The organism is Vibrio sp. 2017_1457_13 (genome assembly GCF_030851525.1).
Classification (GTDB): domain Bacteria; phylum Pseudomonadota; class Gammaproteobacteria; order Enterobacterales; family Vibrionaceae; genus Vibrio; species Vibrio metschnikovii.
This window is the reverse complement of record NZ_VHTA01000005.1, coordinates 160,152-185,314: the sequence shown is the minus strand read 5'-3', so window position 1 is coordinate 185,314 and position 25,163 is coordinate 160,152. Positions and strand designations below refer to the sequence as shown.

The 25,163-nt window shown below is 45.4% G+C and carries 16 protein-coding genes; 8 read left to right on the top strand and 8 right to left on the bottom strand.

What is annotated here, in order from left to right; all coding sequences use genetic code 11:
- Positions 1–10: 10 nt before the first annotated feature.
- A complete protein-coding gene (locus FKN88_RS08450; RefSeq protein WP_154170873.1) occupies positions 11–1,927 on the bottom strand; it encodes a methyl-accepting chemotaxis protein in 1,917 nt (638 codons plus the stop codon).
- Positions 1,928–2,280: 353 nt separating this feature from the next.
- Positions 2,281–4,194: a methyl-accepting chemotaxis protein gene (locus FKN88_RS08445; protein ID WP_154170872.1), complete on the bottom strand. Its 1,914-nt coding sequence runs from the start codon at positions 4,192–4,194 to the stop codon at positions 2,281–2,283.
- A 287-nt stretch (positions 4,195–4,481) separates the two neighbouring features.
- Here FKN88_RS08445 and FKN88_RS08440 point away from each other — a divergent pair, with 287 nt between their 5' ends.
- From FKN88_RS08440 to FKN88_RS08415, 6 genes are read left to right on the top strand one after another with little or no spacing between them, the layout of a single operon-like run.
- Positions 4,482–5,438 carry a MoxR family ATPase gene (locus tag FKN88_RS08440; protein ID WP_170906140.1) on the top strand — a complete coding sequence of 319 codons (957 nt, stop codon included), beginning with the start codon at positions 4,482–4,484 and terminating at the stop codon, positions 5,436–5,438.
- A gap of 9 nt (positions 5,439–5,447) precedes the next feature.
- The gene (locus FKN88_RS08435) at positions 5,448–6,377 is read left to right on the top strand and encodes a DUF58 domain-containing protein (RefSeq protein WP_154170871.1); all 930 of its coding nucleotides are present in this window, start codon (positions 5,448–5,450) and stop codon (positions 6,375–6,377) included.
- Positions 6,378–6,382: 5 nt separating this feature from the next.
- Positions 6,383–6,868 carry a DUF4381 domain-containing protein gene (locus FKN88_RS08430; RefSeq protein ID WP_154170870.1) on the top strand — a complete coding sequence of 162 codons (486 nt, stop codon included), beginning with the start codon at positions 6,383–6,385 and terminating at the stop codon, positions 6,866–6,868.
- Positions 6,855–7,823: a VWA domain-containing protein gene (locus FKN88_RS08425; RefSeq protein WP_170904429.1), complete on the top strand. Its 969-nt coding sequence runs from the start codon at positions 6,855–6,857 to the stop codon at positions 7,821–7,823. Before FKN88_RS08430 ends, FKN88_RS08425 begins: the two co-directional genes overlap by 14 nt.
- On the top strand, positions 7,816–9,708 hold the full coding sequence (locus tag FKN88_RS08420) for a VWA domain-containing protein (protein ID WP_306690723.1): 1,893 nt from the start codon (positions 7,816–7,818) through the stop codon (positions 9,706–9,708). Before FKN88_RS08425 ends, FKN88_RS08420 begins: the two co-directional genes overlap by 8 nt.
- Positions 9,708–11,351: a BatD family protein gene (locus FKN88_RS08415; RefSeq protein ID WP_154170869.1), complete on the top strand. Its 1,644-nt coding sequence runs from the start codon at positions 9,708–9,710 to the stop codon at positions 11,349–11,351. The genes FKN88_RS08420 and FKN88_RS08415 overlap by 1 nt, the downstream gene beginning before the upstream one ends.
- A 38-nt stretch (positions 11,352–11,389) precedes the next feature.
- Here FKN88_RS08415 and FKN88_RS08410 read toward each other — a convergent pair whose 3' ends face one another.
- The 3 genes from FKN88_RS08410 to astA all read right to left on the bottom strand — a co-directional run bounded on the left by FKN88_RS08410 (position 11,390) and on the right by astA (position 16,267).
- A complete protein-coding gene (locus tag FKN88_RS08410) occupies positions 11,390–13,531 on the bottom strand; it encodes a GGDEF domain-containing protein (protein ID WP_306687434.1) in 2,142 nt (713 codons plus the stop codon).
- Between the two features lie 309 nt (positions 13,532–13,840).
- Entirely contained in the window at positions 13,841–15,184 is a 1,344-nt protein-coding gene (gene astB / locus FKN88_RS08405) for an N-succinylarginine dihydrolase (protein WP_154170868.1), read from the bottom strand.
- 39 nt (positions 15,185–15,223) lie between these two features.
- Positions 15,224–16,267 (bottom strand): arginine N-succinyltransferase, encoded by a 1,044-nt coding sequence (astA, locus tag FKN88_RS08400; RefSeq protein WP_154170867.1) that lies wholly within the window; start codon positions 16,265–16,267, stop codon positions 15,224–15,226.
- A gap of 926 nt (positions 16,268–17,193) precedes the next feature.
- Here astA and FKN88_RS08395 point away from each other — a divergent pair.
- Positions 17,194–18,402 carry a NupC/NupG family nucleoside CNT transporter gene (locus tag FKN88_RS08395; protein WP_040905244.1) on the top strand — a complete coding sequence of 403 codons (1,209 nt, stop codon included), beginning with the start codon at positions 17,194–17,196 and terminating at the stop codon, positions 18,400–18,402.
- A gap of 442 nt (positions 18,403–18,844) precedes the next feature.
- Positions 18,845–21,379 carry a zinc-dependent metalloprotease gene (locus FKN88_RS08390; RefSeq protein WP_154170866.1) on the top strand — a complete coding sequence of 845 codons (2,535 nt, stop codon included), beginning with the start codon at positions 18,845–18,847 and terminating at the stop codon, positions 21,377–21,379.
- Positions 21,380–21,444: 65 nt separating this feature from the next.
- Here FKN88_RS08390 and FKN88_RS08385 read toward each other — a convergent pair whose 3' ends face one another.
- The 3 genes from FKN88_RS08385 to FKN88_RS08375 form a co-directional block, all read right to left on the bottom strand.
- Complete coding sequence (locus FKN88_RS08385) at positions 21,445–22,575, bottom strand: conjugal transfer protein TraF (RefSeq protein WP_154170865.1); 1,131 nt, start codon at positions 22,573–22,575, stop codon at positions 21,445–21,447.
- A gap of 131 nt (positions 22,576–22,706) precedes the next feature.
- Positions 22,707–24,077 (bottom strand): DEAD/DEAH box helicase, encoded by a 1,371-nt coding sequence (locus tag FKN88_RS08380; protein WP_154170864.1) that lies wholly within the window; start codon positions 24,075–24,077, stop codon positions 22,707–22,709.
- Between the two features lie 128 nt (positions 24,078–24,205).
- Positions 24,206–25,090 (bottom strand): cation diffusion facilitator family transporter, encoded by an 885-nt coding sequence (locus tag FKN88_RS08375; RefSeq protein ID WP_154170863.1) that lies wholly within the window; start codon positions 25,088–25,090, stop codon positions 24,206–24,208.
- Between the last annotated feature and the right edge of the window lie 73 nt (positions 25,091–25,163).

Genomic DNA, 25,163 nt, shown 5'->3' with positions numbered 1-25,163 from the left:
CTAGACTACGTTAGAGTTTAAAGTTACTCACCATCGAATCAAGACGCTGCGATAAGTCACTTAACTCTTGGCTCGCTTGAGCGAGTTGCTCTGCCGTCACCGTCGTTTTCTCATTCACAACATTAATTTCTTCAACATTGCTATTAATGGTGTAAACAACCGTCGATTGCTCTTCTGTCGCCGTAGCAACTTGAGTATTTCTATCAGTAATGTCTCGAATCTTCAGTAAAATGATTTCTAATTCTTGAGCGGCTGATTGGGTAAATTCAACCCCCTCGGCTGAAACGCTTCTCCCCGTTTCCATTGCTTGTACCGCCGCTTTCGCATCAGCTTGTAGTTGATGAATCATAGTTTGTATTTCTTCGGTCGAGCTTGCCGTACGACTGGCTAAATTACGAACCTCATCGGCAACCACCGCAAAACCCCGACCTTGATCGCCTGCACGCGCAGCTTCGATTGCTGCGTTCAATGCTAATAAATTGGTTTGATCAGAGATGTCTCGGATCACATCTAAAATACTACCTATATCTTGGGTTTTCTTCGCCAACTGTCCAACCACTTCACCGGTATTCATGATATCAGTAGCTAAACGATCAATGGTGTTTTTAGCTTGAGTGATCACTTTTTTGCCTTGTAGCGTGCTGGTTGCCGCCTCATTAGCGGTTTCAGCAGCGGTAGCAGCATTGGCGGCAATTTCACTAATTGTCGAACCCATTTGATTCATCGCTGTCACCACTTGAACCGTTTGTTCACGCTGATGTTGGTTATTATCAAACGTGGTCTGCGATTTGTTCGACACATTCGCAGCGGCATGATGCAACGCTCGACTCGTCGCAGAAACCTCTTTCATCGATTGATGAATTTTATCGATAAAACCATTAAATCCTTGTGATAACTGAGCAATTTCATCGGTGCCCTCAATCTCAATACGTTGAGACAGGTCGCCATCACCTTGTCCAAGATCGGTAAATCGTTGAGCGATCTGACGGATAGGCTTGGCGATACTGTTGGCCAAAATAATCCCCACAACAATGAACCCTCCAGCCACCATCAAGGTTAATAATATCATCCGTTGTCCCATGCTATTCAGATCAGCAAAAACCTCTCGAACAGGCACAGAAGCAACGACAAACCAATCCATACTCGGGATATAGAGACTGGCAACAAATACCTCTTCACCACTGTCTTGAGCCGTCATTAAATTAAAGGTTGATTTATTAAGTAGAGATGAAGCTTGTGGCCCATAAATATGGCTTAATGAACGTTGATGTTTATCATTTTGATGATGAACTTGAATCTCACCCTGAGCATTAGCCAGATAAACAAAGCCGGTTTGTTCAATTTTAAAACTGGTCAATAAACGTACCATGTCATCCATTGATTTAGACAAACCTGACATACTAATCCCATTGACAATTTGGTAGTTAGCAAACAGTTTCACCTCACCAGTCGGCTCTCTAAACATACTGACCATCGTTGGCTGTTGAGAGTCCGTGAAACCAAAAAACCAGCCATCTTGCTGACGATTCAATTGGCGGAGAAATCCATTTTGATTCCAATAAAAAGCCGTTTCTCGATTCGCCACTGAAGCATCATCTAAACGGTATTGCTGACGAATATTGTTGAGCTGAAGAACAAGCTGAGCTTCTTGCTCTGCATTTCTATCGGTGGTCGCAATCACTTCTTGAATAAACACATTGTTTGCAATCTGTTGAGAAGCTTGCAATAGGGTACTAACGTCTCGATCAATTTGTTCCGCAATTCGATGCAGCATCGTTGGGAGCTCAATATCAACCAAACGGTGCTCTAGTGTCTGCCTAGCTTGATGCTGAGCCATTAAACCAAGAATGGTCGTCGACGCTAAAACGGCTAGCGTCATACCGAGCACAACCTTACTTTTTATGGTCATGTTTTTGAATGTAAACATAGTACAACCTTATATAGATATCCCTTCAGGGGGTAGAACCAACATTATCAAGTCAGGAGTATAATAGAATCGGCAACCAATTCATATTTACGCATATCTCACCATAATGGTAAGCCTTCAATTCATTAAAAACTAATAATTATTCACCAAATATCAATACTCCAATCGCGTAAGGCGACAGCGAGACCGTCAATCAACCATACACTTTTTCAATAAATTGATGCCGTTGTCGATTGCTCTTTGAGGATCATTGAGAATAATAATGGTAGTGACTATGACTCGATTTTTAGGTAGAAAAGATATAAAAAAGCCCCTAGTTTTAGGGGCGATGTTGATTGAAAAGAGAGTAAAATTTAAACCTTAAAGCGACCGACTCTATTCTGTAGATCCGTCGCTAAACGTGCCAACTCATCACTGGCCGCCGCAATATGGGTTGAGCCATCGGATAATTGCTCTACCCCACCGCTGATTCGGTTGAGTGTTTGGTTTACATCATCAGCCACTATTGATTGTTGCTCGGTTGCCGTCGCAATTTGGATGTTCATGTCATTGATCGTAATGATTGCGGTGGTAATTTCACGCAGCTTTTCCGAAGCCTGTTCGGCCCAGTCGACCACTTCATTAGCCTTACGATAACCACCATCCATGACTTGCGAAGCATTCTTCGACGCTGATTGTAGTTTCTCGATAATGTCACGAATTTCTTCGGTAGAACTTTGCGTACGTGTCGCCAATGTTCGAACCTCATCTGCAACCACCGCAAAGCCTCGGCCATGTTCACCAGCTCGAGCAGCTTCAATTGCTGCATTAAGAGCCAGTAAGTTCGTTTGCTCAGCGATGCTACGAATCACCTCAAGCACTTTGCCGATAGAATCTGCGTCTTGCTGTAGTTTCTCTATCACATTAACCGCGGTTTGTACCTCTTTCGCTAAGGACAGGACTTCGTTAGTGGTTTTCGTCACCACGACTTCACCTTCTTGAGCAAATTTACTTGAACGGTCCGCCGCTTGAGCCGCATTACCGGCATTTTCTGCAACTTGGTTCACCGTTGCGGCCATTTCTGTCATCGCGGTAGCCACTTGATCCGTTTCGTGACGTTGTTTCTGTACTTGATCATTCGCTTCTCGGCTTGAAACCGCCAATTGCTCAGCCGCGGCACCTAACTGAATGGAAGCTTCAGCCACTTGTTTTACCAAGCTATGCACCCCTCCCACAAACGCGTTAAAGCTGCGTGCCAAATCGCCAAACTCATCGTGGCGCTCTTCATTAAGACGCTGAGTTAAATCACCATCTCCCGCAGCAATTTGCTCTAGTGCCTCACGCGTTTCGTTGATTGGTCTGACAATCATTTTAGCGACCAAAAGAATGATGACGATTAATAAAATCAAGGTCACCGCAAACGCCAGTAACAAGGTGACGGTTAATTCACGTGCCGTAGAGATAATATCATCGTACGGTTGAGCAACCGCGAGCGACCAACCCGGGGTATTCGCGACCGGATGGTAAGCCACCATATAATGTTGCTTATTTTCTAAATACAGATCGGTTAACCCAGATTGACCGGCAACCATTAATCTACTCATTTGTGCGTAAGCCGTGTTGCTGTCCTGAGTTGCATTATCTTTTAGGCGTTTGGCTGCCGTTTTATGTGCCACATAGACACCGCGCGAGTCAACCAGCCACGCTTCTGCATTATTGGTAGCGACACTATCAACCAGTTGAGTCAAAGTATTCAGCGTTACGGTTGCGGCTAATAAACCAATCACTTCACCACGATGATTTTTTACCACATGAGCCAAAACAATGATCGCATTGCCTGAAGTTCCCGAATAAAGCGGGTCACTGACCAGTGACTGCTGAGTTTTTTGTACCACTAACTGCTGAAAGTAACCACGATCGGCTCGACTCGCAACAACGCCGTTGTGGTGGTAAGCATCCCCTTTTAAGTCGACAAAGAACATCACTTCAAATTCTGAACTCATGTTTTTGCCAAAGTGTTTAACGTAGTTAAAAATGGCTTGCGTATCTCCGGAAGCTAACGTCTCGGTTTGTGCTAAAGAGCGGACAACCGCCATGCGGGCTTCTACCCAACTGCTGACCATTTCCGAACTACTTTGCGCCGTACGGCTGACTGATGTTTCTCCTAACCCCACCACTCTGGAGCTGACTTGATTGGTTACGATCCAAGCAGCCAGTAACAAACTGATGGTCAAAGGAATACTGAACACAATGATCAGTCTTGATGTCATTCTTAATTTTTTGAGCATGGGATCCTCTTCACCAAACAATGTCTGCTGAGACTAATAAAATCGAAGTTTTGCTACTTAGATGTTTAGCACAAAACCATTAAAAATCACGAAATGGGTTGCAATTTGGTGAGTATTCTTCCAATCATTTATTTATATACCGAACTTCGTCCCATTTCTCATCGTAATGTCGGCGTCGAAATCATCACCAATCGGTTCAAGTACCGCATTTTTTTGCTGTATTGGTGGGAACTTTTCGGGTAATACATTGACCAAAAGCTGATTTTTCTATCGGGAGTTTAAGGTCAATGCAGTTAACTACCTTTCAAACACTACAAGACTATTTAAACCAGCAAGTGATTGGTCAATCTTCATTAATCCAACAGTTGCTAATTGCTTTACTGGCGGATGGGCATATTTTGGTTGAAGGCCCCCCAGGATTAGCAAAAACTCGTGCGGTAAAATCACTGGCTGAATGCATTGAAGGTGAGTTTCATCGTATACAATTTACCCCTGATTTACTGCCAGCAGACTTAACCGGTACCGATATTTTCCGCCCAGAAACGGGAGAATTCATCTTCCAACCTGGGCCTATTTTTCATTCACTGGTTCTCGCTGATGAAATAAACCGTGCTCCAGCCAAGGTACAAGCGGCAATGCTAGAAGCAATGGCTGAAAAACAGATCACCGCAGGTCGTAAAACCTACCCACTACCGCCTCTTTTTCTGGTGATGGCGACACAAAACCCGATTGAGCAAGAAGGGACTTATCCTTTACCTGAGGCGCAGTTGGATCGGTTTTTATTGCATTTAGAAGTTGACTATCCTGACGCTGAACATGAATTGGCTATTTTGCGTCTTAACCGTGGAGAAGCTCTGGGACAGCGTTCTATTACTCCGCCCGTCTTGAGTCAATCGGATATTTTCTCTGCCCGACAAACCGTACTCAATATCCATATGGCTGAGGCCATCGAGCAGTATATCATCCGCCTTATCATGGCCACTCGTCATCCCAGTGAGTATGACCCAACACTAGCTCAATGGATTGAGATGGGGGTTAGCCCACGCGCAACCATCGCCTTAGACCGTTGTGCTCGTGCTCATGCTTGGCTCAGTGGCAGAGACTTTGTCAGCCCGGAGGATGTTCAAGCGATGATCTATCCCGTGCTTCGCCATCGATTACTGTTAACTTATCAAGCACAAGCAGAAGGCATCACGCCTAACCAAGTTATTGCTCACTTACTGACATTAGTCGGCAGCGCCTAGGATAAATAGATGACCAATCTTTCTCTATCATCATTACCTGAGCACGCCAATGGCGTTACCTTATGCCTTGAAGAACTACTGCCTTACCAGCAACAGGCCGTGAAATGGCTCCCTCCAGCTAAAAGTTTGTGGGCTCCATTGCTCGGTCAACACCAAAGCCGTCAACTTGGTCGTGGGATGGATTTTGCTGAAGTGCGCCAGTATCAGGCTGGCGATGATATTAGAAGCATTGATTGGCGAGTGACAGCAAGAACGGGTAAACCACACACTAAGCTTTTTTGTGAAGAGCGAGAAAAGCCCGTTATTCTTTATGTCGATTTTAGCCCTTCGATGCAGTTTGGTTCAACTTTACTGTTTAAATCCGTGCAAGCCGCTCATATGGCAAGTTTAATCAGTTGGTTAGCCGTGGCGCAACAAGATCGAATTGGCGCGGTTATTGATCTTGGAAACCGGTTAATTGAACTAAAACCCACCGCACGGCGTAATGGCGCATTACGTATTCTATCTGAACTAATCAGTAGACAAACACAAGCGCAGCAGACGACCACTGCGTCAAATTCTTCCATGCAGGAAGGCTTACTCACGCTTGATCGACTCTGTCCTAAAGGCAGTGAGATTATCTTGCTCAGCGATTTCGTACGCTATGATGACGGAATGCAGCCACTCTTGAGTCGATTAAGTCGCCATAATCAAGTCCGAATAGTACAGATTGCCGATCCATTGGAGCAAGGGATCACCGCTTTTCGTGGTAGAGAACGTGTAAGAAATAACCAACACACGCTCTGGCTCAACTTTTCAGCAAATAATACCCGCGACGGTATCAAAAAATCCTTTGAATCTCAGAAACTAAAACTAAAATTATTGAGCCAACGTATGGCAATGGACTATCGCCTACTCTCTTGTGGGCGGCCTTTGTTACCACAACTATCCGGACTCTAAATTAAATGCAGGCAGCCTCATCACTACTCGACCTTAATGCTCTTCATCTTCCTGCTTTGCCCTCTTGGTGGCCATTAGCGTGGGGATGGTGGGTAAGCGCGGCAGCCGCTGTTAGCGTTATCTTGCTGGTTGCCTTTTTGATTCACTGGAAACGTAAGCGTCTCGCTCCGAAGAAAACCGCATTACGCTTACTCGGTATGCCTGCGGGTTATCAAACCCCCTCTTCTGCGATTGAATTGCTGAGACAAGCCGCGCTGTGTTATTTCCCGCGTGAAGATATTGCTCACCTCACGGGCCATGACTGGTACGTTTTTTTAGATAACCAATTGGGGCAACCACTCTTTGTGCCAAATCTCGCGTTATGGCAACAAGCCTTATATCAAAAACAACCCATCGAGCATCCGGAGCGTTTGGTTGCGGATTGCTACTTGTGGATAGATAAAGCGTTGCCCCCAACAAAGAGGAGTTTACGAAACCTTGGCAAACGTTGAATTTGTATGGTGGTGGCTGTGGGCGTTACTGCCACTGCCACTGCTGGTGTACTTTTTTTTACCGCCGCAACCACCCACTACTGCAGTACCTCTCGCTTATCTTCCTCCGTCCAGTGATAACCACCAACCACAGCAATGGCTGATGAAAGGTTTGGTGCTAACACTTTGGATAAGCCTCGTCGCAGCGGCTGCGCGCCCTGTTTGGTATGGTGAACCCATTACACACTCTCAGCCTCATAGAGACATGATGTTGGTGGTCGACTTGTCTTATTCTATGAATCAAAAAGACATGCAGATGGGCGATGACTATATCGATCGTCTCACGGCGGTCAAACAGGTACTTAGTGACTTTATCGCTCAGCGGCAAGGCGATCGTCTCGGACTGATTTTTTTTGCGGATCACGCCTATTTACAAACACCGCTCACTCTCGATAGAACTACCGTCGCTCAACAGCTTAATCAAGCCGTTTTACGTCTGATTGGCACTCAAACTGCCATCGGCGATGGTATTGGCCTCGCGACCAAAACCTTTATTGAGAGTGATGCCCCGCAGCGGGTGATGATCCTCCTCAGTGATGGCAGTAACAATGCCGGCGTACTTGACCCTATCGAAGCGGCGCAAATCGCCAAACAGTATCACACCACGATTTACACGGTGGGTGTCGGTGCAGGTGAAATGATGGTCAGGGATTTTTTTATGACGCGTCGTATTAATACTGCTGAAGATCTTGATGAAGAAACATTACAAAAGATTGCCGATTTGACGGGGGGACAGTATTTCCGAGCGCGTGATAAACAGGATTTACAGACCATTTATCAGACGATCGATAAACTTGAACCGATTCAGCAAGCGACTCATGTGTGGCGACCTCAAAAAGAAATATTCAGCTATCCGTTAGCACTAAGTTTGTTACTTTCTATCATTTTGATGATGCTGAGGAGACATCATGTCTGAGTTTATGTTTCTTTCGCCCCTATGGTTACTCGGGATCCTACCTGTTGGCCTCGTGCTTATTTGGCTTTTGCGATATGCCACAACCACACCTCTTATTGCTCCCCATTTGGCCCAAGCATTAGGGTTAGCAGTTCGCCAGCGGCAATCACTGGTTTTGGGTGGGCTCGGTGCGTGCTGGCTAATCGCCCTCATTGCTTTAGCAGGACCTAGTTTTGAAAAACAGCCTCGGCCAAGTTATAGCCAGCAGAGTGGCCGTGTCGTGGTGATGGACATGTCACGATCGCTGTATGCTACCGATATCAAGCCAAATCGACTGTCTCAAGCTCGTTACAAAGTGCTCGATTTACTCAACGGTTGGCAAGAAGGCAGCACTGGTTTGGTCGCCTACGCTGGGGATTCCTATATTGTCAGTCCTTTAACTACCGACACAGCCACGATTGCGAGCTTAGTTCCGAACTTATCGCCAAGTATCATGCCATTACCGGGAGCCAATGCGGCGGCAGGGGTCGCACTGGCGATTGAGATGCTCCAACAAGCGGGATTTCAACAAGGCGATATTCTATTAATCGCCGACGACCTTTCCGCCAATGAAGCATCGGCGATCTCTTCTTTAGTCCGAGGCAAACCATGGCAGTTAAGCTTGCTCGGTATCGGAACCGAAAGTGGGGCACCCATTGCTATGCCTGATGGCACACTGCTCAACGATCAATCTGGCCAACCGGTCATTGCTAAAACCAATTTTTCACTGATGCAAGATTTAGCTAACGAAGTACAAGGCTTATTCGTTGCTTATCGAGGGGACGATCAAGATATCATGCGTCTATTAAGTGCCACTCAATCTCAGTATCAGGCTTCATTATCCACACAAGCCGCTCAGCTCTCCATTCCAATAAACCACGGCTATTGGTTGATTTTATTGCTCATTTTACCAGCCGCATTACTATTTAGACGTGGCTATATTTGGGTTGCGTTACTAACACTGAGTAGTGGCTTAACCGTTTCACCTGCACACGCCTCTGCATGGCTAAATCAAAATCAGCAAGCGCTACAGGCTTATCAACAAGGTGATTATCAAACCGCAGCACAGTTATTTTCTCAACCAGAATGGCAAGGTGTTGCGCGCTATCAAGCCGGAGATTATCAAGGTGCGATTGACGTGCTTAGTCAAATCAAGAATCCCAGCGAGCAAGTACAATACAATCTAGCCAATGCTTTCGCCCAAGCTGGTGAGCTGACCGAAGCGCTACAACGTTATCAGCATATACTCGCCAATAATCCGCAGCATACTGATGCGCAGCATAATTTAACGGTGGTAAAGAAAGCGCTTGAACAGCAACAGCAACAGCAACAGCAACAGCAACAGCAACAGCAACAGCAACAGCAACAGCAACAGCAACAGCAACAGCAACAGCAACAGCAACAGCAACAGCAACAGCAACAGCAACAGCAACAAGAGTCTGACGCTGACGATGCTTCGTCGCAAGCAGATTCGTCACCGACCAACGAAGCCAATCCGAACTCTGAGAAAGAGAAAAACTCGCCCCAAAACGGTGATGACTCACATTCGTCAACACAATCAGAATCACCCCAAGATAACAGCCCGAATGCAGAGCCTTCGGCTTCGTCCAATACAGATACGTTACATGCGGATGAAAAGACATCTGACTCAGCAGCAACACCGACCGAGCCGAATACATTAGAACCAGATTTGCCCCATGAGCCAACGGTGGATCAAACCCCAGCTAGCACACAAGAAAGCGATCCGCTACTGCGCCGTTTAGAGCAAGTCGAAAGTGCTCGCGATCCGAGTCTCTTATTACGTGCACAGCTGTATTTACAAGCTCAAGAGAAATCAACTCCCCAAAATCAAGGTAATCCATGGTGATGAAATTGTTACGACTCAACTTTTCATTTTGGCTAATGATATTGCTCACTAGCATCAGCCTCTCGGCTTATAGTGCATCGTTTTATGCTACGGTCAGCAAAAATAAAGTCGTCCAAAACGAGGTCTTTCAGCTGCGTCTTGTCAGCGATCAACCTGCCAATGCAGAAGCGATTGATTTTAGTCATTTAGAAGAGGACTTTTTTACCAGCCGCCCAAGCTTTGCGTCTTCAGTCAATATCATTAATAATCAACGCAGCCAGCGCAGCGAATGGACATTATCGCTAGCCGCCAATCGCTTAGGGATCTTAACTATCCCAAGCTTTGAGCTTAACGGCCAACACACCGACCCCATCTCGATACAAGTCAGTGTTGATGAACAAGCACCACAGATGGATGAACTTGTTCAACTACAGAGTACCTTGTCACGGGATACTCTGTATCCAGCAGAAAGTACCGTTTTAACAACTCGCCTTACCATCAAAGCGGATCGCCGCCGCTTACAAAACACCCACATCACACCACCGTCCGTAGATGGGATGACTATTGGTCAGATTGGTGAAACTCAACAATATCAGACGGTGATCGCAGGGATAGAAGCGACCATTATTGAGCAGCAGTATCGCTTAACAGCGATTCAAGCAGGCGAATATCATTTAGTTGAACCTCGTTTTCAAGGCTCATACCTTTTAGGAAATACGTTACATGGTGGCGCGCGCATTATTCCCCTCAACACAGAACCCAACACTTATTCATTAGTGGTTGAACCACAGCCGAGTGACTACCAAGGGGCATGGCTACCAACCTCACAGTTAACGCTCACCGATCATTGGACAAATAGCCAAGGCGCGCCAATCACCGATAGCGTTTATCATCTCGAAGTAGGAGATGCTCTAACCCGAGATATTACCCTGCAAGTGGCTGGGCTCTCTGCAGAGCAACTGCCTACTCTTGCTCTGAGTTATCCTGATTCGATTAGCGTTTACGAGCAAAAGCCACAATTCACCACTTTAGATAACGGAAATACACTGATGCAACTCAAACAGGTGTTGATCCCACGGCGAAGTGGTGAAATCCAACTGCCTGATATCAATATTCATTGGTGGAATAGCTACACTAAACAGGCCCAATTAAGCCAAGCGAAAGGCTTATCCCTTGATGTTTCGGCGACTCAGCCAATCAATGCTATCTCGCCCTCTGATCCGAACCATACGACAGCAGTGTCTGCTCAAACAATAGTTGTTAAAGAGGCAGGATTATGGCCGTATCTGGCCGCCTTATTGGCGACTTTCTGGCTAGTCACGCTCGGATTGTATTGGCGTTTATATCGAAAACATACCCGATTGAATGAACAAGAAACAACCAACATTCAGCCTGGCTCCACTTGGCAACAGCTACAGAATGCCTTAACCACTCAAGATGCGATGATGATTAACCATGCACTCTCACGCTGGTTAAATGAAAGTCCATTGACTCATGCAGAGCGAGAGCAAGTACAGCAAACCCTGAATACACTGCATGAAAATAAATTTTCACTAAACAGCCAAACGTGTGACTACCAAGCTCTTAACACGCTGATAAAACGTCTTCAGCAAGAAGCGCTAAAGCGGGCAGCCAAAACTCAGCACCCCTTAGCGAAATTATAGGATTAGACACGTTAAGACTAAGAATACCGACTTTGATATTAAGAGGAGAGGTGTTCAAACGAGTCAGGCGTAGTTGGGGTCAATTCGGCCCCAACCACAGTATTGCGTCCTTGATGCTTTGCTTGATAAAGCGCTTTATCGGCTTCAGCGTACATACGCTCAAATTGAATTTCACTCGGCGTAAAACGGGCAACAGAGTAACCAATCGAGACCGTTAAACATGAAGAAACAGGGCTAGTGTGATGTGGAATATTCTCTTGCTCGACCGCACAGCGAATCGTTTCGGCTAACGCGGCGACTTGCTGAGCATTATGCCTAGCTAGTAGCAAGACAAACTCTTCGCCGCCGATCCGGCAAAATTGCTCTCCATCAGACTGAGTATGTTGACTGAGCACTTTACCAATCCGCATTAATGCGATATCCCCCTCAAGATGCCCATAATAGTTATTAAATAAGCCAAAGTGGTCAATATCGAGCAAAATAACCCCATAATCAACCGGCTTAGCCGCATATTGCTCACAGGTTTGTTCTAACAAATGGGTTAACATACGCCGATTGCCTAAACGCGTCAGTGGATCCATTTTGGCCAGTAAATCCAGCTTCTCATTGGCTTTTTGTAGCTCTCGGGTACGGTTATAGATTTCACGCTCTAGGTTTTCATTCAATTCATTGATCGCTTGCTGAGCTTTAGCACGCATCAAAACTTCGGTTAAATTCGAAGCGAACATGCGGATCACTTCTCGTAACTGAGACGTTAACGGAGAGCGGCGGATCAGGTTATCAGCTGAAATAAACGCCAATGGTTTATCGTTATCAGTCAACATCGTCATCGCCGTCCAACCAAATCCAACAATTTGACTATCGTGATAGATGGGCACCGACTCTTTGAACACCACCTCATTTGGTGCTTGTTTGGCCAAAAGGACGATTTCATTATCAATCGCAGAGCTACGAAAATAACCCTCATCGACGATATTCCCTTGAATATCAGTTCCCCAAGTCCCCTGCAAATAACCGCACTGTTCATCGGTCAAAAATACTGCCATGCGATCGATACCCATGCGCTTAATCGCAAAGGCTACCGCCGTTTTACACACTTCACTCACCGTCAAACAACGCGATAATTCGACCATGCTTGCATGTAACATGCGCATGTTTTGTTCCTGCCGTTTACGAATATAAATTTGCGCCAATAACGAAGCAAAAGAACCGAGCATCTGGCGTTGATAATCCCCGATGGGTTGACGACGAAAATAGTTGTCCATCGCTATCCAACCAAACACTTCTTCACCATCACGCAGCAATAGCATGCCGTTCCATCCCTGCCCGATCACCTCACCTGCGGTATACAACGGCGCATCATCGATGATCACCAACGTTGAGTTTCCGTCGGCGATCGCTTCGATATATCGTGGCTCTAACTGATGTAAATCGAACTGAGTATGATGCTCACTTATCGTTCGTCCTTGCTCATCCGTCCCATAAGTGCCGCTAAAACAGCGTTTTTTGATGTCTAATAAAAATAAAGCCACTCGATCAAACCCCAGCTTATCGCGCACCGCTTCAACCGATGCACGATGCAGCTCATCCAAATTGCTCGGATTTGATAAGGTAAGTGCTAATTGATGTACCAGTTTCATGTTATCAATAAAAATTTCGCGCTGCGTTAACTCATCGCGATACTTAGCCTCACGGCTATCACGAAGCTTAAACTCTTGCGCAGCGTCCGTTTCGGCGCGGATACACTGCCAACGAGCCGCTATCAGCGGTAAGCATTCAAGCCCCCCGGTCGCCAATAACTGACTCACTCGCTGCTCACAGACTCCCTCAAACAATAAATAGGTCCGTTTATCGCTGTGGTTATCGAGGGTAAATAAATACGCTTCTGATGGGATGTCCTGCTGATAATCCCAGTTGCAAGTATTAGTAGCGAGAGGGATCAGATTATCGGCACAATCAAATTGGGCGGCCCACAACCAAAACGTCTCTGGATACTGAGCCACTGACAGCGGTTGCCCTACTGTAAAAATACTCTTTGCCTGATAAGGATGAGAAGGTGCATGGAAGATGTGCATCGCCTGAGGTAAAAGTATCTGGCGTAAAAAGGGAAAGATAACCTCAGTCAACATACGATGACTACTGCAAGTCGAGAGCTGTTTTGCTAGGGTACGAGAGAACATGACCATGGCCTAAATAGAGTGTGCCTAGCGTCAAATTAGAGAATCAAGCAGCGTTACTCAATCGAATCCCATAGGCTCTGTTAACCGCGCCGCAAATTGGCTAAAAGGGTTTATGTATCTTAGAGATGAGCTGCATTTTTGAGAGGTTGTTTCCATTTTAGCGGGAAAACACAGTCATTAATTGTGAAAATTCTCAATAGTGAGAATTTTCACAGACAAGATTAACGCTTAACGCGGAAAATGATCCGGATGACCAAATATTATTGCCGATGAACAAAGAACTCACCTCTGCTCTACGGATTCAATGTATTAGGCTTGCTGAAATGGATATAACGACCCGAGGCCCATGATCTGAGTTAGCTCATCAAGTGCGGTTCGATTCTCTATTAATAATTGCGGATCAGCCAAATCCGCCTCAAGTAATCGATCGCGATAATGCTTTTTCACCCATTGATTGAGCGTTTCAAAACGTTGATCATCCATTAAGCATCGGGAGTTAGTGGCTTTAAGTTCTGATGCATTGAGAACAACACGCAAACGCAAACAAGCCGGACCACCGCCGTTACACATACTTTCGCGCAGATCAAACACCTTAACTTCATCAATCGGTCCACCGCTGCTGATCAATTGCTGCAGATACGCCCACACTCGCGGGTTTTGACGAGACTCTTCAGGAACGACAATCAGCATTTTGCCATTGGCTTTGGTTAATAGCTGGCTGTTAAACAAGTAACTGTCTACCGCATCTTGCACCGCAACTAACTCGGTCGGAACTTCAATCGGGATAAATGGGCTGTCTAAGGCATTCAGTTTTTGCTCTAGCTCAGCAAAAGCACGCGCTTGATCGAGAAACGCTTGCTGATGATGGAACAATACCGGTCCATTGCTAACCGCAATCACATCATTATGAAAAACCCCTTGGTCGATCACCGCTGGATTTTGCTGGATAAACACTCGCTGCGCAGCGTTTAATTGATGCAACCGCGCCACTGCTTCACTCGCTTCACGAGTTTGTCGAGCAGGGAAACGCTGTGGTTCAACGTCTCCTCCCCATGCTTGACGACCATACACAAACAGCTCAACTCCAGGCGCAGTATAATCACGGCATAACCGATTATGATTTGCCGCCCCTTCATCACCGAAAAGAGCTTGCTGAGGCAGCGCAGCATGGTGGACAAAATGCTCAGCAGAAGAAAATACCGCTTGCAGTGCTCGGCGGGTTGTCGTGGCTTCAATTGAACGATGAAATTTATTATTCAGATTAGCAACCGTAAAGTGAACTTTGTTATCAGCTGTATCTGCCGAAGGAGAAACCGTCGCAGCATTAGCGACCCACATCGATGAAGCGGAGCTTACGTTGGCTAAAAGCTGCGGAGCTTGCTTGGCAACTTTAGCCAGTATTTGCTCATCGCGTCCACTAAAGCCCAATTCACGCAAAGTCGCCATACAAGGCCGTTCTTGGGGAGGTAATATGCCCTGTACAAACCCCATATCATGAAGTGCTTTCATCTTGCTGAGTCCTTGCAGCGCAGCTAGCTGTGGATTAGAAGCCGCATTTTTATTTGAAGTTGACGCAACATTACCAAACGACAGTCCTGCGTAATTATGAGTAAGCCCAACCAGACCATCAAAATTCACTTCATAAGCTGACATACACAACGTCCTTATTATTATTGATTTTAAAAGAGGAAATTAACAACTCGCGGTCACGCGCGGCTGCGCAAATAATGGGGCAATTCTGACTTTATCACCTTGCTGTACTTGTAATTGATCCGCTTGCTCAGCCGTCAGCGAAATTTGCTGATCAACGTATTGCGCATTACTGATCATCGCTCGATAATGGTGATAATTAAGATTACCAATCAACCATGTAGCCTCCCCTTGTGGTGGCGAGTCACTGATCAATACCTCACATAACTCACTATCACGAACCATGCGTAAATCATCAATGTACGCTTCCAGAGTCGGGCCGGCATCGAAAATATCGATGTAGCCTTCATAACGCATCCCTTCATCTTCAAGAATTTTACGCGCAGGCTCAGTGTTAGGGTGCACCTTAGCAATCACTTGCTGAGCAGGCTCCGATAAAAAATCGACATACAGAGGATGTTTTGGCATTAATTCGGCAATGAATGCCTTTTGGCCAATCCCCGTTAAATGATCCGCTTGGCTAAAATCAATCGAAAAGAATCGTCGGCCGAGGCTTTCCCAGAACGGTGAATGGCCACTATCATCAGAGACGCCACGCATCTCAGCAATCAATTTATCAGTGAAATGTTCTCGGAAACTGGCCATAAACAGCAGCCGGCTTTTCGATAATAAATGGCCATGTTTACCTAATCGAAAATCAGGATCGAGAAAGAGTGTGCACAGCTCACTGCATCCCGTATGATCATTACTTAAAAATAAGGTCGGCATTTGGTTATAAACATCCAGCTCTTTGGAGGCATGCACCAAAGTCCCAACGCGAAAATCGTACCACGGTTCATTTAAACCAATCGCCACTTCTAAACCACTCACACCAACCACTTGCTGAGTTTCTGTCTCTTCCAAGACAAACAGATAACCTTGATCATGCAGCGGCGCTTCTCCTTGCCAAGTCGCCAGCATTCTTTCAATTCGCTGCGCTAAACGCTGTTCATGATGAGGTAACGAAGTGAATCCCACTCCGGTTTTTTTAGCTAAGGCTAGCAATGCGGGTTTGTCATCCCTAGTCACTGGGCGAATAAGCATCATAACTTGAATCCTTGTTGTGATGGGCGATGTTCTTGTTCGTAAGCGAAGAACATAACCATGCAAAATAGCCACACAAATAATTCTTACTGTCTACTCATCACTAAAAATGCATTATTTTTGACACGTTATGCTAACAAGTAAGGATTATTATCTAGAAGTGCTACTATTTATTTAAAACTTGGTGGTTATTGCTAAACATTGATTAACTTTGTCGTGTTTACATAGTAAATTCAAATAAAGAAAAATATCAACACTTTTAACAAAAAACCAACCATATACAAGACAAAAATTAACTTAATAGACTGAAAAGTAAATACATTATCTCGATAAATAACGACAATGATTTAAGCTATTTATACTCATTCCCCCTCATCTATCTAAATCTATTGGTTCAATAATTACTCTACGGTGAATACAAATCGAACGTTGGAAAAAGAAAAGTTAATCATTATTAATGCATAGCCATGCTACATATTCGTTACTCTCTTCATTGATTATTTTGCTTAGCAAGGCGTTATTTCAGAGATAACGCTTTTATATAGAAATATCATAAAATGATGATCCAATAAAAATATGGCAGGGAATGTTCAAAGCAACCGATTACTTAGCTTAATGGGTGAAAGAATCGAAACTGCGCATCCATTAATTGAATAAATGTGATGAAAATCTCTTTTTGTACCGCTATACTCCGCGCTCGGTGTGCATCCGAACTCACCAATACAAGCCGTCATATGGAATAGTGAACGACCCTAGGATAGGACCAGCTCGTTAACTTTGCTTGTAAAGGTGCTTTATGAACAGACAACGGCGACCGCTTAGGTCATTACTTCCCTCCTACACTGCTAGCCAGTGCCGTAGCCTGTTCCCGCCTTTTATAAACATGACACCCACTCTCTTTCCATTCATTCACGACATCGAAAAAAATTATGACGATTATCTTTAGCTTATTGGGCATGCTGGTCTTGCTCGCTTTGGCGTATCTGCTCTCTGAGAAACGCGCGATTATTAATTGGAAAACGGTTTCACGGGCGCTATTACTGCAAGTCAGCTTTGCTGCACTGGTGTTGTACTTTCCTTGGGGACAAGCCGCCCTTGGTGCGCTCAGTCAAGGGGTTGCAAGTCTGTTAGGCTTTGCTGATGTAGGCATCGCCTTCTTATTTGGTGATTTAGCCAATACTGGGTTTATCTTTGCAATTCGTGTTTTGCCGATCATTATCTTTTTTAGCGCGCTTATCTCTGCGCTGTACTATTTAGGCATTATGCAAAAAGTCATCGCTTGGTTAGGCGGCGGGATCCAGCGCTTTTTAGGCACCAGCAAAGCCGAGTCTTTAGTCGCTACAGGCAATATCTTTTTATCACAAGGGGAATCGCCGCTATTAGTACGTCCCTTTTTGCCTAAATTAACCCGCTCAGAGCTATTTGCGGTGATGACTGGCGGTATGGCTTCTGTAGCGGGTAGTGTGCTCGGAGGCTATGCAGGACTCGGTATTGAGCTAAAATATCTGATTGCCGCTAGCTTTATGGCGGCGCCAGGTAGCTTGCTCATGGCGAAAATCATCGTCCCTGAAGCAGGAAAACCGTGCGATCAGACCGATGTACACATTGATGGTAGCGAACAAAGTAATGTGATTGATGCTCTGGCAAGCGGCGCAATGAATGGCATGAAGGTGGCGGTCGCGGTCGGAACTATGCTTATCGCTTTTGTCAGCGTGATCGCGATGGTCAATACTGGGTTAGAGAGCTTTGCTGAGCTGTTTGGTTTACAAGGCATCACTTTACAGCTCTTACTTGGCTATCTGTTTGCACCACTGGCTTGGATACTCGGCATCCCTGCTCATGAAATGATTCAAGCAGGCTCTTATATCGGCCAAAAAGTGATCATGAATGAGTTTGTGGCCTTTATTGATTTTATCCAACATAAAGATGCACTGTCTGAGTACAGCCAAGTGGTGATTACCTTTGCTTTATGTGGCTTTGCCAATATTGGTTCTATCGCGATTCAGCTTGGTTCGATTGGGGTTATGGCACCAGAACGTCGAGCAGAAGTGGCTAATTTAGGCCTGAAAGCCGTGATTGCTGGCACTCTTGCTAACCTAATGAGTGCTTGTTTGGCTGGTTTGTTTATTTCACTGTAAATCTCTTAATGAAGAAGGGCTTTGCCCTTCTTCATTATCTTATCTCTCTCATTTATTTTTTAATCGCCCCCCTTTGAGAGCAAGTGAGATCTTGTCTAATCTTTCCCCTTCTACGCTCAATGATCGACTGGATTACCCACTGGGTTTTGCCAGCTATTGCATCGGGAACCTCATGATTTACTCTTTTCTACTCTCCATAAATAAACTTTATTGTTGCATAATGGTCTGATAGCCAAGCTCAATACTCGCGACTATTCAATGAGCTAGGTTTGAAGTGTGTGGTTGCCTGTGCGTCTATCGACTTGACGTTGCAGGTAGTTAGCCAGTCTAGTCATTCCCTATACGCAAATCACTCGGTGATTAGGGTAAAGGCACACAGCAAACACCGCTACCGTCTCCAATAGGAAGGGTATATCCTCCAATAATAAAGGACCGTTACCGCATGATAATGCATTCTCGTCAACGTTTAGTCACCGCGCTACTCGCTGGAGCACTATTAAGCTCCTCACCGCTATGGGCTGAAGAGCCTACTACCGATGATTCCATGAGTTACAGCAGTATTGTTGAAACCATGAGTCATAAAGAAGGTTTCCTTACTTTTTATCGCGACCAAACTACCGGTGAAACGTTATTTGCCATCAATGAATCACAGCTCAACCAGCCAATGATTTATCTTGCCCAAAGTCTGAATGGTATTGTTGAAGCAGGACATTTTCGGGGCAACTTTCGTGAAACTCGCGTCATCGAATTTCGCCGTTATTTCGATAGAATTGATATCGTTGCGTTGAATCCTCGTTTTCAATTTGACCCCAATAACCCTCTTTCCCGCGCAGCCAACGCGAATATTAGTCAAGCGACACTGGCAACCCTACCAATCATTGCCGAAGAAGAAGGACAAATCCTACTGAGCGCGGATCGATTATTCATCGGTGATGCACTGCATAAACTGACGCCAACTCTCGACAGACGTTCATCAGGATCAGGGTTCATGATGGGAGAGCTGCTTGAACATCGCTCGCGTTTTAGCGCAGAGCGCGTCTATCCGCGTAATGTCGACGTGGTGATCGACTATGTATTCTTAAACAATGAGCCACAAGAGAGCTCTGCGGCTCAAGCCGATGCGCGGATCACGCAAATCCGTCTCCAACATTCATTGATTGCACTGCCTGAGAATGACTATCAACCGCGCGCCGATGACGCACGGATTGGCTACTTTACTCAATCGTTTGATCGGATGACCGATAGCAGTTGGGCACCTTATGGTGATGTGATTAATCGCTGGCACTTGGAGAAAAAACACCCAGAGCAAGATCTCTCAGAACCCGTAGAACCCATTGTGTGGTGGATAGAAAATACGACACCTCATGAATGGCGAGAAGCGATTCGTCAAGGAGTAGAAGGATGGAATATCGCCTTTGAAGCTGCGGGATTTAAAAATGCACTGGTCGTCAAAGAGCAGCCGGATGATGCCGAATGGGAAGCCGGAGATATTAACTATAACGTGCTACGCTGGACCTCTTCTCCTCAACCTCTGTTTGGTGGTTATGGTCCTTCACTAGCGAACCCTTTAACCGGTGAAATTATTGCCGCTAACATCATGCTAGAGCATATTTTTCTGTCTAATGTTTGGTTAACCGAGCAAGTGTTCGCGCCTGTGACTCCCACTCAGCAAACGCACACTCATATCATTAACGGACAACCAGTGCATTGCTCTGCCGCCCATTCTCTACAGCAAGGGTTAATGATGGCAAGAGCAACTTATGGTTTGCCGACCGGAGAAGCCTTTGCCGACAATGAACGTTTACAGCAAGGATTACGCCATTTAGTGATGCACGAAATCGGGCATACCTTGGGGCTGAATCATAATATGAAGTCTCATTCTTTATGGGATAATGAGCAAATTCACGATAAGTCGCTCACTAAAGGGGTATTGTCGGGGTCGGTAATGGATTACGCACCGATTAACTTAGCCCCCGTAGGTAAACCTCAAGGTGATTATTACAGTTACTTACCTGGGCCTTACGATATCTGGGCGATTGAATATGGTTACTCTCCCGCACTTGCAGACCCTGAACAAGAGTCACAACGCCTAGAACGTATTTTACAGCGTTCCCATCAGCCTGAATTGGCATTCGCTAACGATGCAGATGACATGCGTTTTCCTGGCGTCCACATCGACCCTCGGGCAATGATTGGCGCACACAGCTCGGACCCTATCACCTATGCGACACAACGTTTTGAGCTGATTAAGCACACCTACCCTCAATTATTGCAAACGGCGCGCGTACCTGGTCAATCCCATCAACAACTGTTGATGAGCGCTAATGTGCTCTTTAATCACTATCTCAATCAAGCCAATGTTGTTTCGCGCTATATCGGTGGTATTTATGTTGAGCGAGCGGTGGTTGGACAAGATCCACAAGTCAAACCATTTACTCCGGTTGCGCTTGCCGACCAACAGCGCGCAATGCGTACTTTAGCCAACTATGTCTTTGCCCCCGATGTCTTACAAGAAATGATGCCGCTACTTAATTATATGCAGCCTCAACGACGCGGATTTGCTCGATACGGTATCAATGAGGATCCGAAACCTCACCAACGCCTCTTTGCTATGCAGCAAATGATCCTCGATCATCTATTGCATCCTAACGTCACGATGCGTCTCAGCGATAGTCGATTGTATGGTAATCAATACAGTGTGAATCAGATGCTCAGTGAATTAACTAACGCTATTTTTGTCGATGCCAGACAAGTCAACAGCATCAGTCAAATGCTGCAGGTCAGTTATGTACAACGCCTGATTGTGATCGCAAATCTTGATAAAGAGAATGAAAGTGAGCACGATTTTGTGACCCGCTCTGAGGCTTTAGCTCAACTCCACGCGATTCGTAAAATGCGTCTCTCAAGACATGTGAGCGATGAAGTGAAAAATCATTATCAGTTTATTAATCAGATGATCGATAGAGCTCTGAAATAATCATTAAAAAAACCGCTTCAAAAGTCGAGTAGACCTGAAGCGGTTATACATTTCAAAGCGGCGGATTAAAAAGTCAGCGAAAGGTTAGCCGCTACCCCCATCTGATGTTTACCAGCGTAGTTCCCGGCTAAATCAAAACGCACCACATCAAACGGACTAAAACCAATACCTGCGGTAATAGCATTATCAAGATTACTTTCTAAATCAATCTCATAGCCAGCACGTAGTTGTGCCCAGCGCCATGCATTACCTTCAATACCAAAGCGTAAAAACTGAGTATCATCCCCTTTGCCGTCAAAACGAGATTGTTTGGTGAGATCTAAATCCACAGCAGCGGTGAAAGCATCCGTTACATAACCACCCGAGACGGTAACTTGAGTATCCAATTTGTATTGATTGATGCCATTAAATGTCGTGATTTTTTGACTAAACAGATCTTTTACCGCCAAACCTGCGCGATAGTTATCTTTTAACCACACGACACCTAAATCGAGGTTAAAAGCGCTGTCACTGGTTTCACTCTGATCATAATCATCTAAATCAAATTCTTTAACACTTAAGCTCTGTTGATAAGTCTTGAGTTGTTGGATTTTCGGCGCCACACCGATAGCCCATTGATGGCCGCGATACTGCACCATTTTCGCCACTGCAATCCCGTATTCGGAATAACCAAAGGCCATGAGATCAACACTAGAGTCTTGATAGCGATTGACCGGATCGGCATCATCACTGATCTGCGCTTTCGCGAGGATCTCAACATAGCCGCGCGCAAAAAAGTTTAATGAAACTCGGTTCATCGGAATGGCAACCGCAACACCTAAACCACCCGACACCGCAAAAGGTTTATTGTTATTTAAGTCATCTAAATAACGATTCAATCGATCTTGCGTTGCTTGTGAAGTATCACCAGCTTCAAACGCTTTGATCACATCTTGTAAATCATCAATCGTCGATAAATTATCATCGCTATCGCGCAGGTTAATACCGACGGCGGGTAATAGCACGCCAAAGTCATCTCGGCTACGATAAACCGCGGTTAACGCTGGGTTATAAAACGGCGCTAATAGATAATCAGAGGTGGTCACCCCAGTATTACCCATTGCATTCCCTCGCGCATCAGCGACAGCATTCGCCGCTAACGCAGAACCAGAAAAAAACGCCCCAAGCACCACTGCCAGTTGTGTGTATTTTTGCATATCCTTATCACCTTTTACGTGAAAACACTCATCACTAAGGTTAATACACTAAAGGCTAAATCGCTAAATAACCGTCATTTTTTAAATCGCGCACTCCATAAAGTGCAGTGCGCGACTTTCATCAATCGGATTTAAGCAGATCGAGGAGCAGATTTAACGACCGGCGTCTTGACTGCTGATGATGGGCGACGAGTACGATGTGACGGACTCTTTTTCGCTGAATTAGGATTGGATTTGTTCGCAGGGCGTCCCTCACCGGACGTTTGACCACGATGACCCGTATTTTGCTGAGTCGCTGTCGGCTTCTTCACTTTTTTGGGCTTTTTAGGTTTAAGCGGACGACCATCTAACTTCGATTCAGGGACAACATTAGTGGGCTCAAAACCGGCCAAACTCATTCGAGGTAATACCGTTTGAATTAAACGTTCAATCGCAAATAACTCCGGTGCTTCCAATTCACACACAAATGAGATCGCTTTACCCACTTCTCCAGCGCGGCCAGTTCGGCCGATACGATGGACATAGTCTTCAGCGACTTTAGGCAACTCAAAATTGACCACTTGTGGCAATTGAGGGATATCAATGCCACGCGCAGCAATATCGGTAGCGACCAAAATACGTATATCGCCCGCTTTAAAGTCAGCTAACGCTCGAGTACGTGCGCCTTGGCTTTTATTACCGTGGATTGCCGCCGCGGTTAATCCTTGCTCATTTAAATAGGTCGCTAAACGGTTCGCACCATGTTTAGTCCGCATAAACACCAACACTTGTTGCCAATTACCCTCTTTGACCAACTTAACCAACATGGCTGGTTTCTTTTTCACGTCAGCCGGATAAATACATTGCTCAACAGTTCTTGCTGTTGAATTGGCAGGGCTGACTGAAATCTCAACCGGATTATTAACTAAGCCTTTAGCAAGCTCTCGAATCTCGGTCGAAAATGTTGCCGAAAACAATAAGTTCTGACGCTTTTCTGGCAATAGTTTCAGTATCTTACGAATATCACGAATAAAGCCCATGTCTAACATGCGATCCGCTTCATCCAAGACCAAGATTTCCAGTTGATCAAACTTGACCGCATTTTGGTTATACAGATCCATCAATCGACCTGGGGTAGCCACTAAAATATCCGCCCCTTTACACATCCGCTGCATTTGTGGGTTAACTTTCACTCCACCAAAGACGACGGCACTGCTTAATGGCAGATAACGACCGTAGACTAGAATACTTTCTTGAATTTGCGCAGCCAGCTCACGTGTTGGGGTAAGAATTAAAGCGCGCACCTGATTGGCGCGAACCTTTGGACCCTTTGATAAAAGCTCCAAAATAGGCAATGTAAAGCCAGCTGTTTTTCCTGTGCCAGTCTGAGCTGCTGCCATGACATCCTTGCCCTCTAATACCGCAGGAATGGCCTGCACTTGGATAGGCGAAGGCGTGTTATACCCTTTCTCTTCAATAGCTTTAAGGATTGGTGCAGAAAGACCGAGCGAGGTAAAACCCATATATGATTCTCAATAGTAATAAAATAAACAACGCGGCACCGCCGCGCAAAGTCCGCCATTTTGAGGCCTTTACTATTGGGTAGCAACCGTTAATTACAAATACCGACCGATTGACGACTCACAACACCTTACGTTGAATGGCGATAATCGGGCTCTACATGAATCAACACCTCAGCATTAGGCAGCACAGCCATGATCGCCGCTTCAATTCTATCGCATTGTTGGTGGGCAGCATCGACACACATCGATTTAGGTACAGTAAGATGAAAATCAATATGACGGCGACGGCCTGAATAACGAGTACGTAACTGATGAAAGCTCATCTCTGGCCCACAAACACTTTTAATGGTTTGACTAGTCAGCGCTAACTCTTCGTCCGAGATACTATGGTCTAATAAAGGACGAAACGCTTCGCATAACAAACTCACCCCTTCACGAGAAATAAATACCGCAACAAAGATGGCCACAATCGCATCGATAAAATACCAGTCATAACCTAAGTATCCGGCGACTAACATCACTGATAGCCCCACCGCAACACCGAGTGAGGTTAATACGTCCGCTTTTAAATGCAGAGCATCCGCTTGTAGCGCGATTGATTCTTCTTCTTTCGCTACGCGATAAAGGTGTCTTGAAACCAATAAGTTAACCAGAGCAGAAATTAACATCACGACTACGCCTAGCCCTATCGCACTGACTGGCTGAGGATTAAACAGCTTACTGATCGCTTCATAGACAATCCATGCTGCAGCACCCAAAATCAATAACGCTTCTAATACTCCTGAAACGTTCTCAATTTTACTGTGTCCGTAAGGATGATTGTCGTCTGGTGGTAAATCGGAGGTACTAACGGCAAATAACGCAATTAATGCGGCAATAAGATCCATGGCAGAGTGTATGGCCTCTGAAATGATACTCACCGAGCCACTAAAAATCCCCACCGTCATTTTCATCACAATTAACGTACTATTAGAACCCACCGAAATGAGTGCTGCGCTGGTTTTACGATTCATTATAGAACTCCACAAAAACACTCTGCTCATCGACGATGAATCATAGCACAAGTTTTTTACACAATACGTCTAT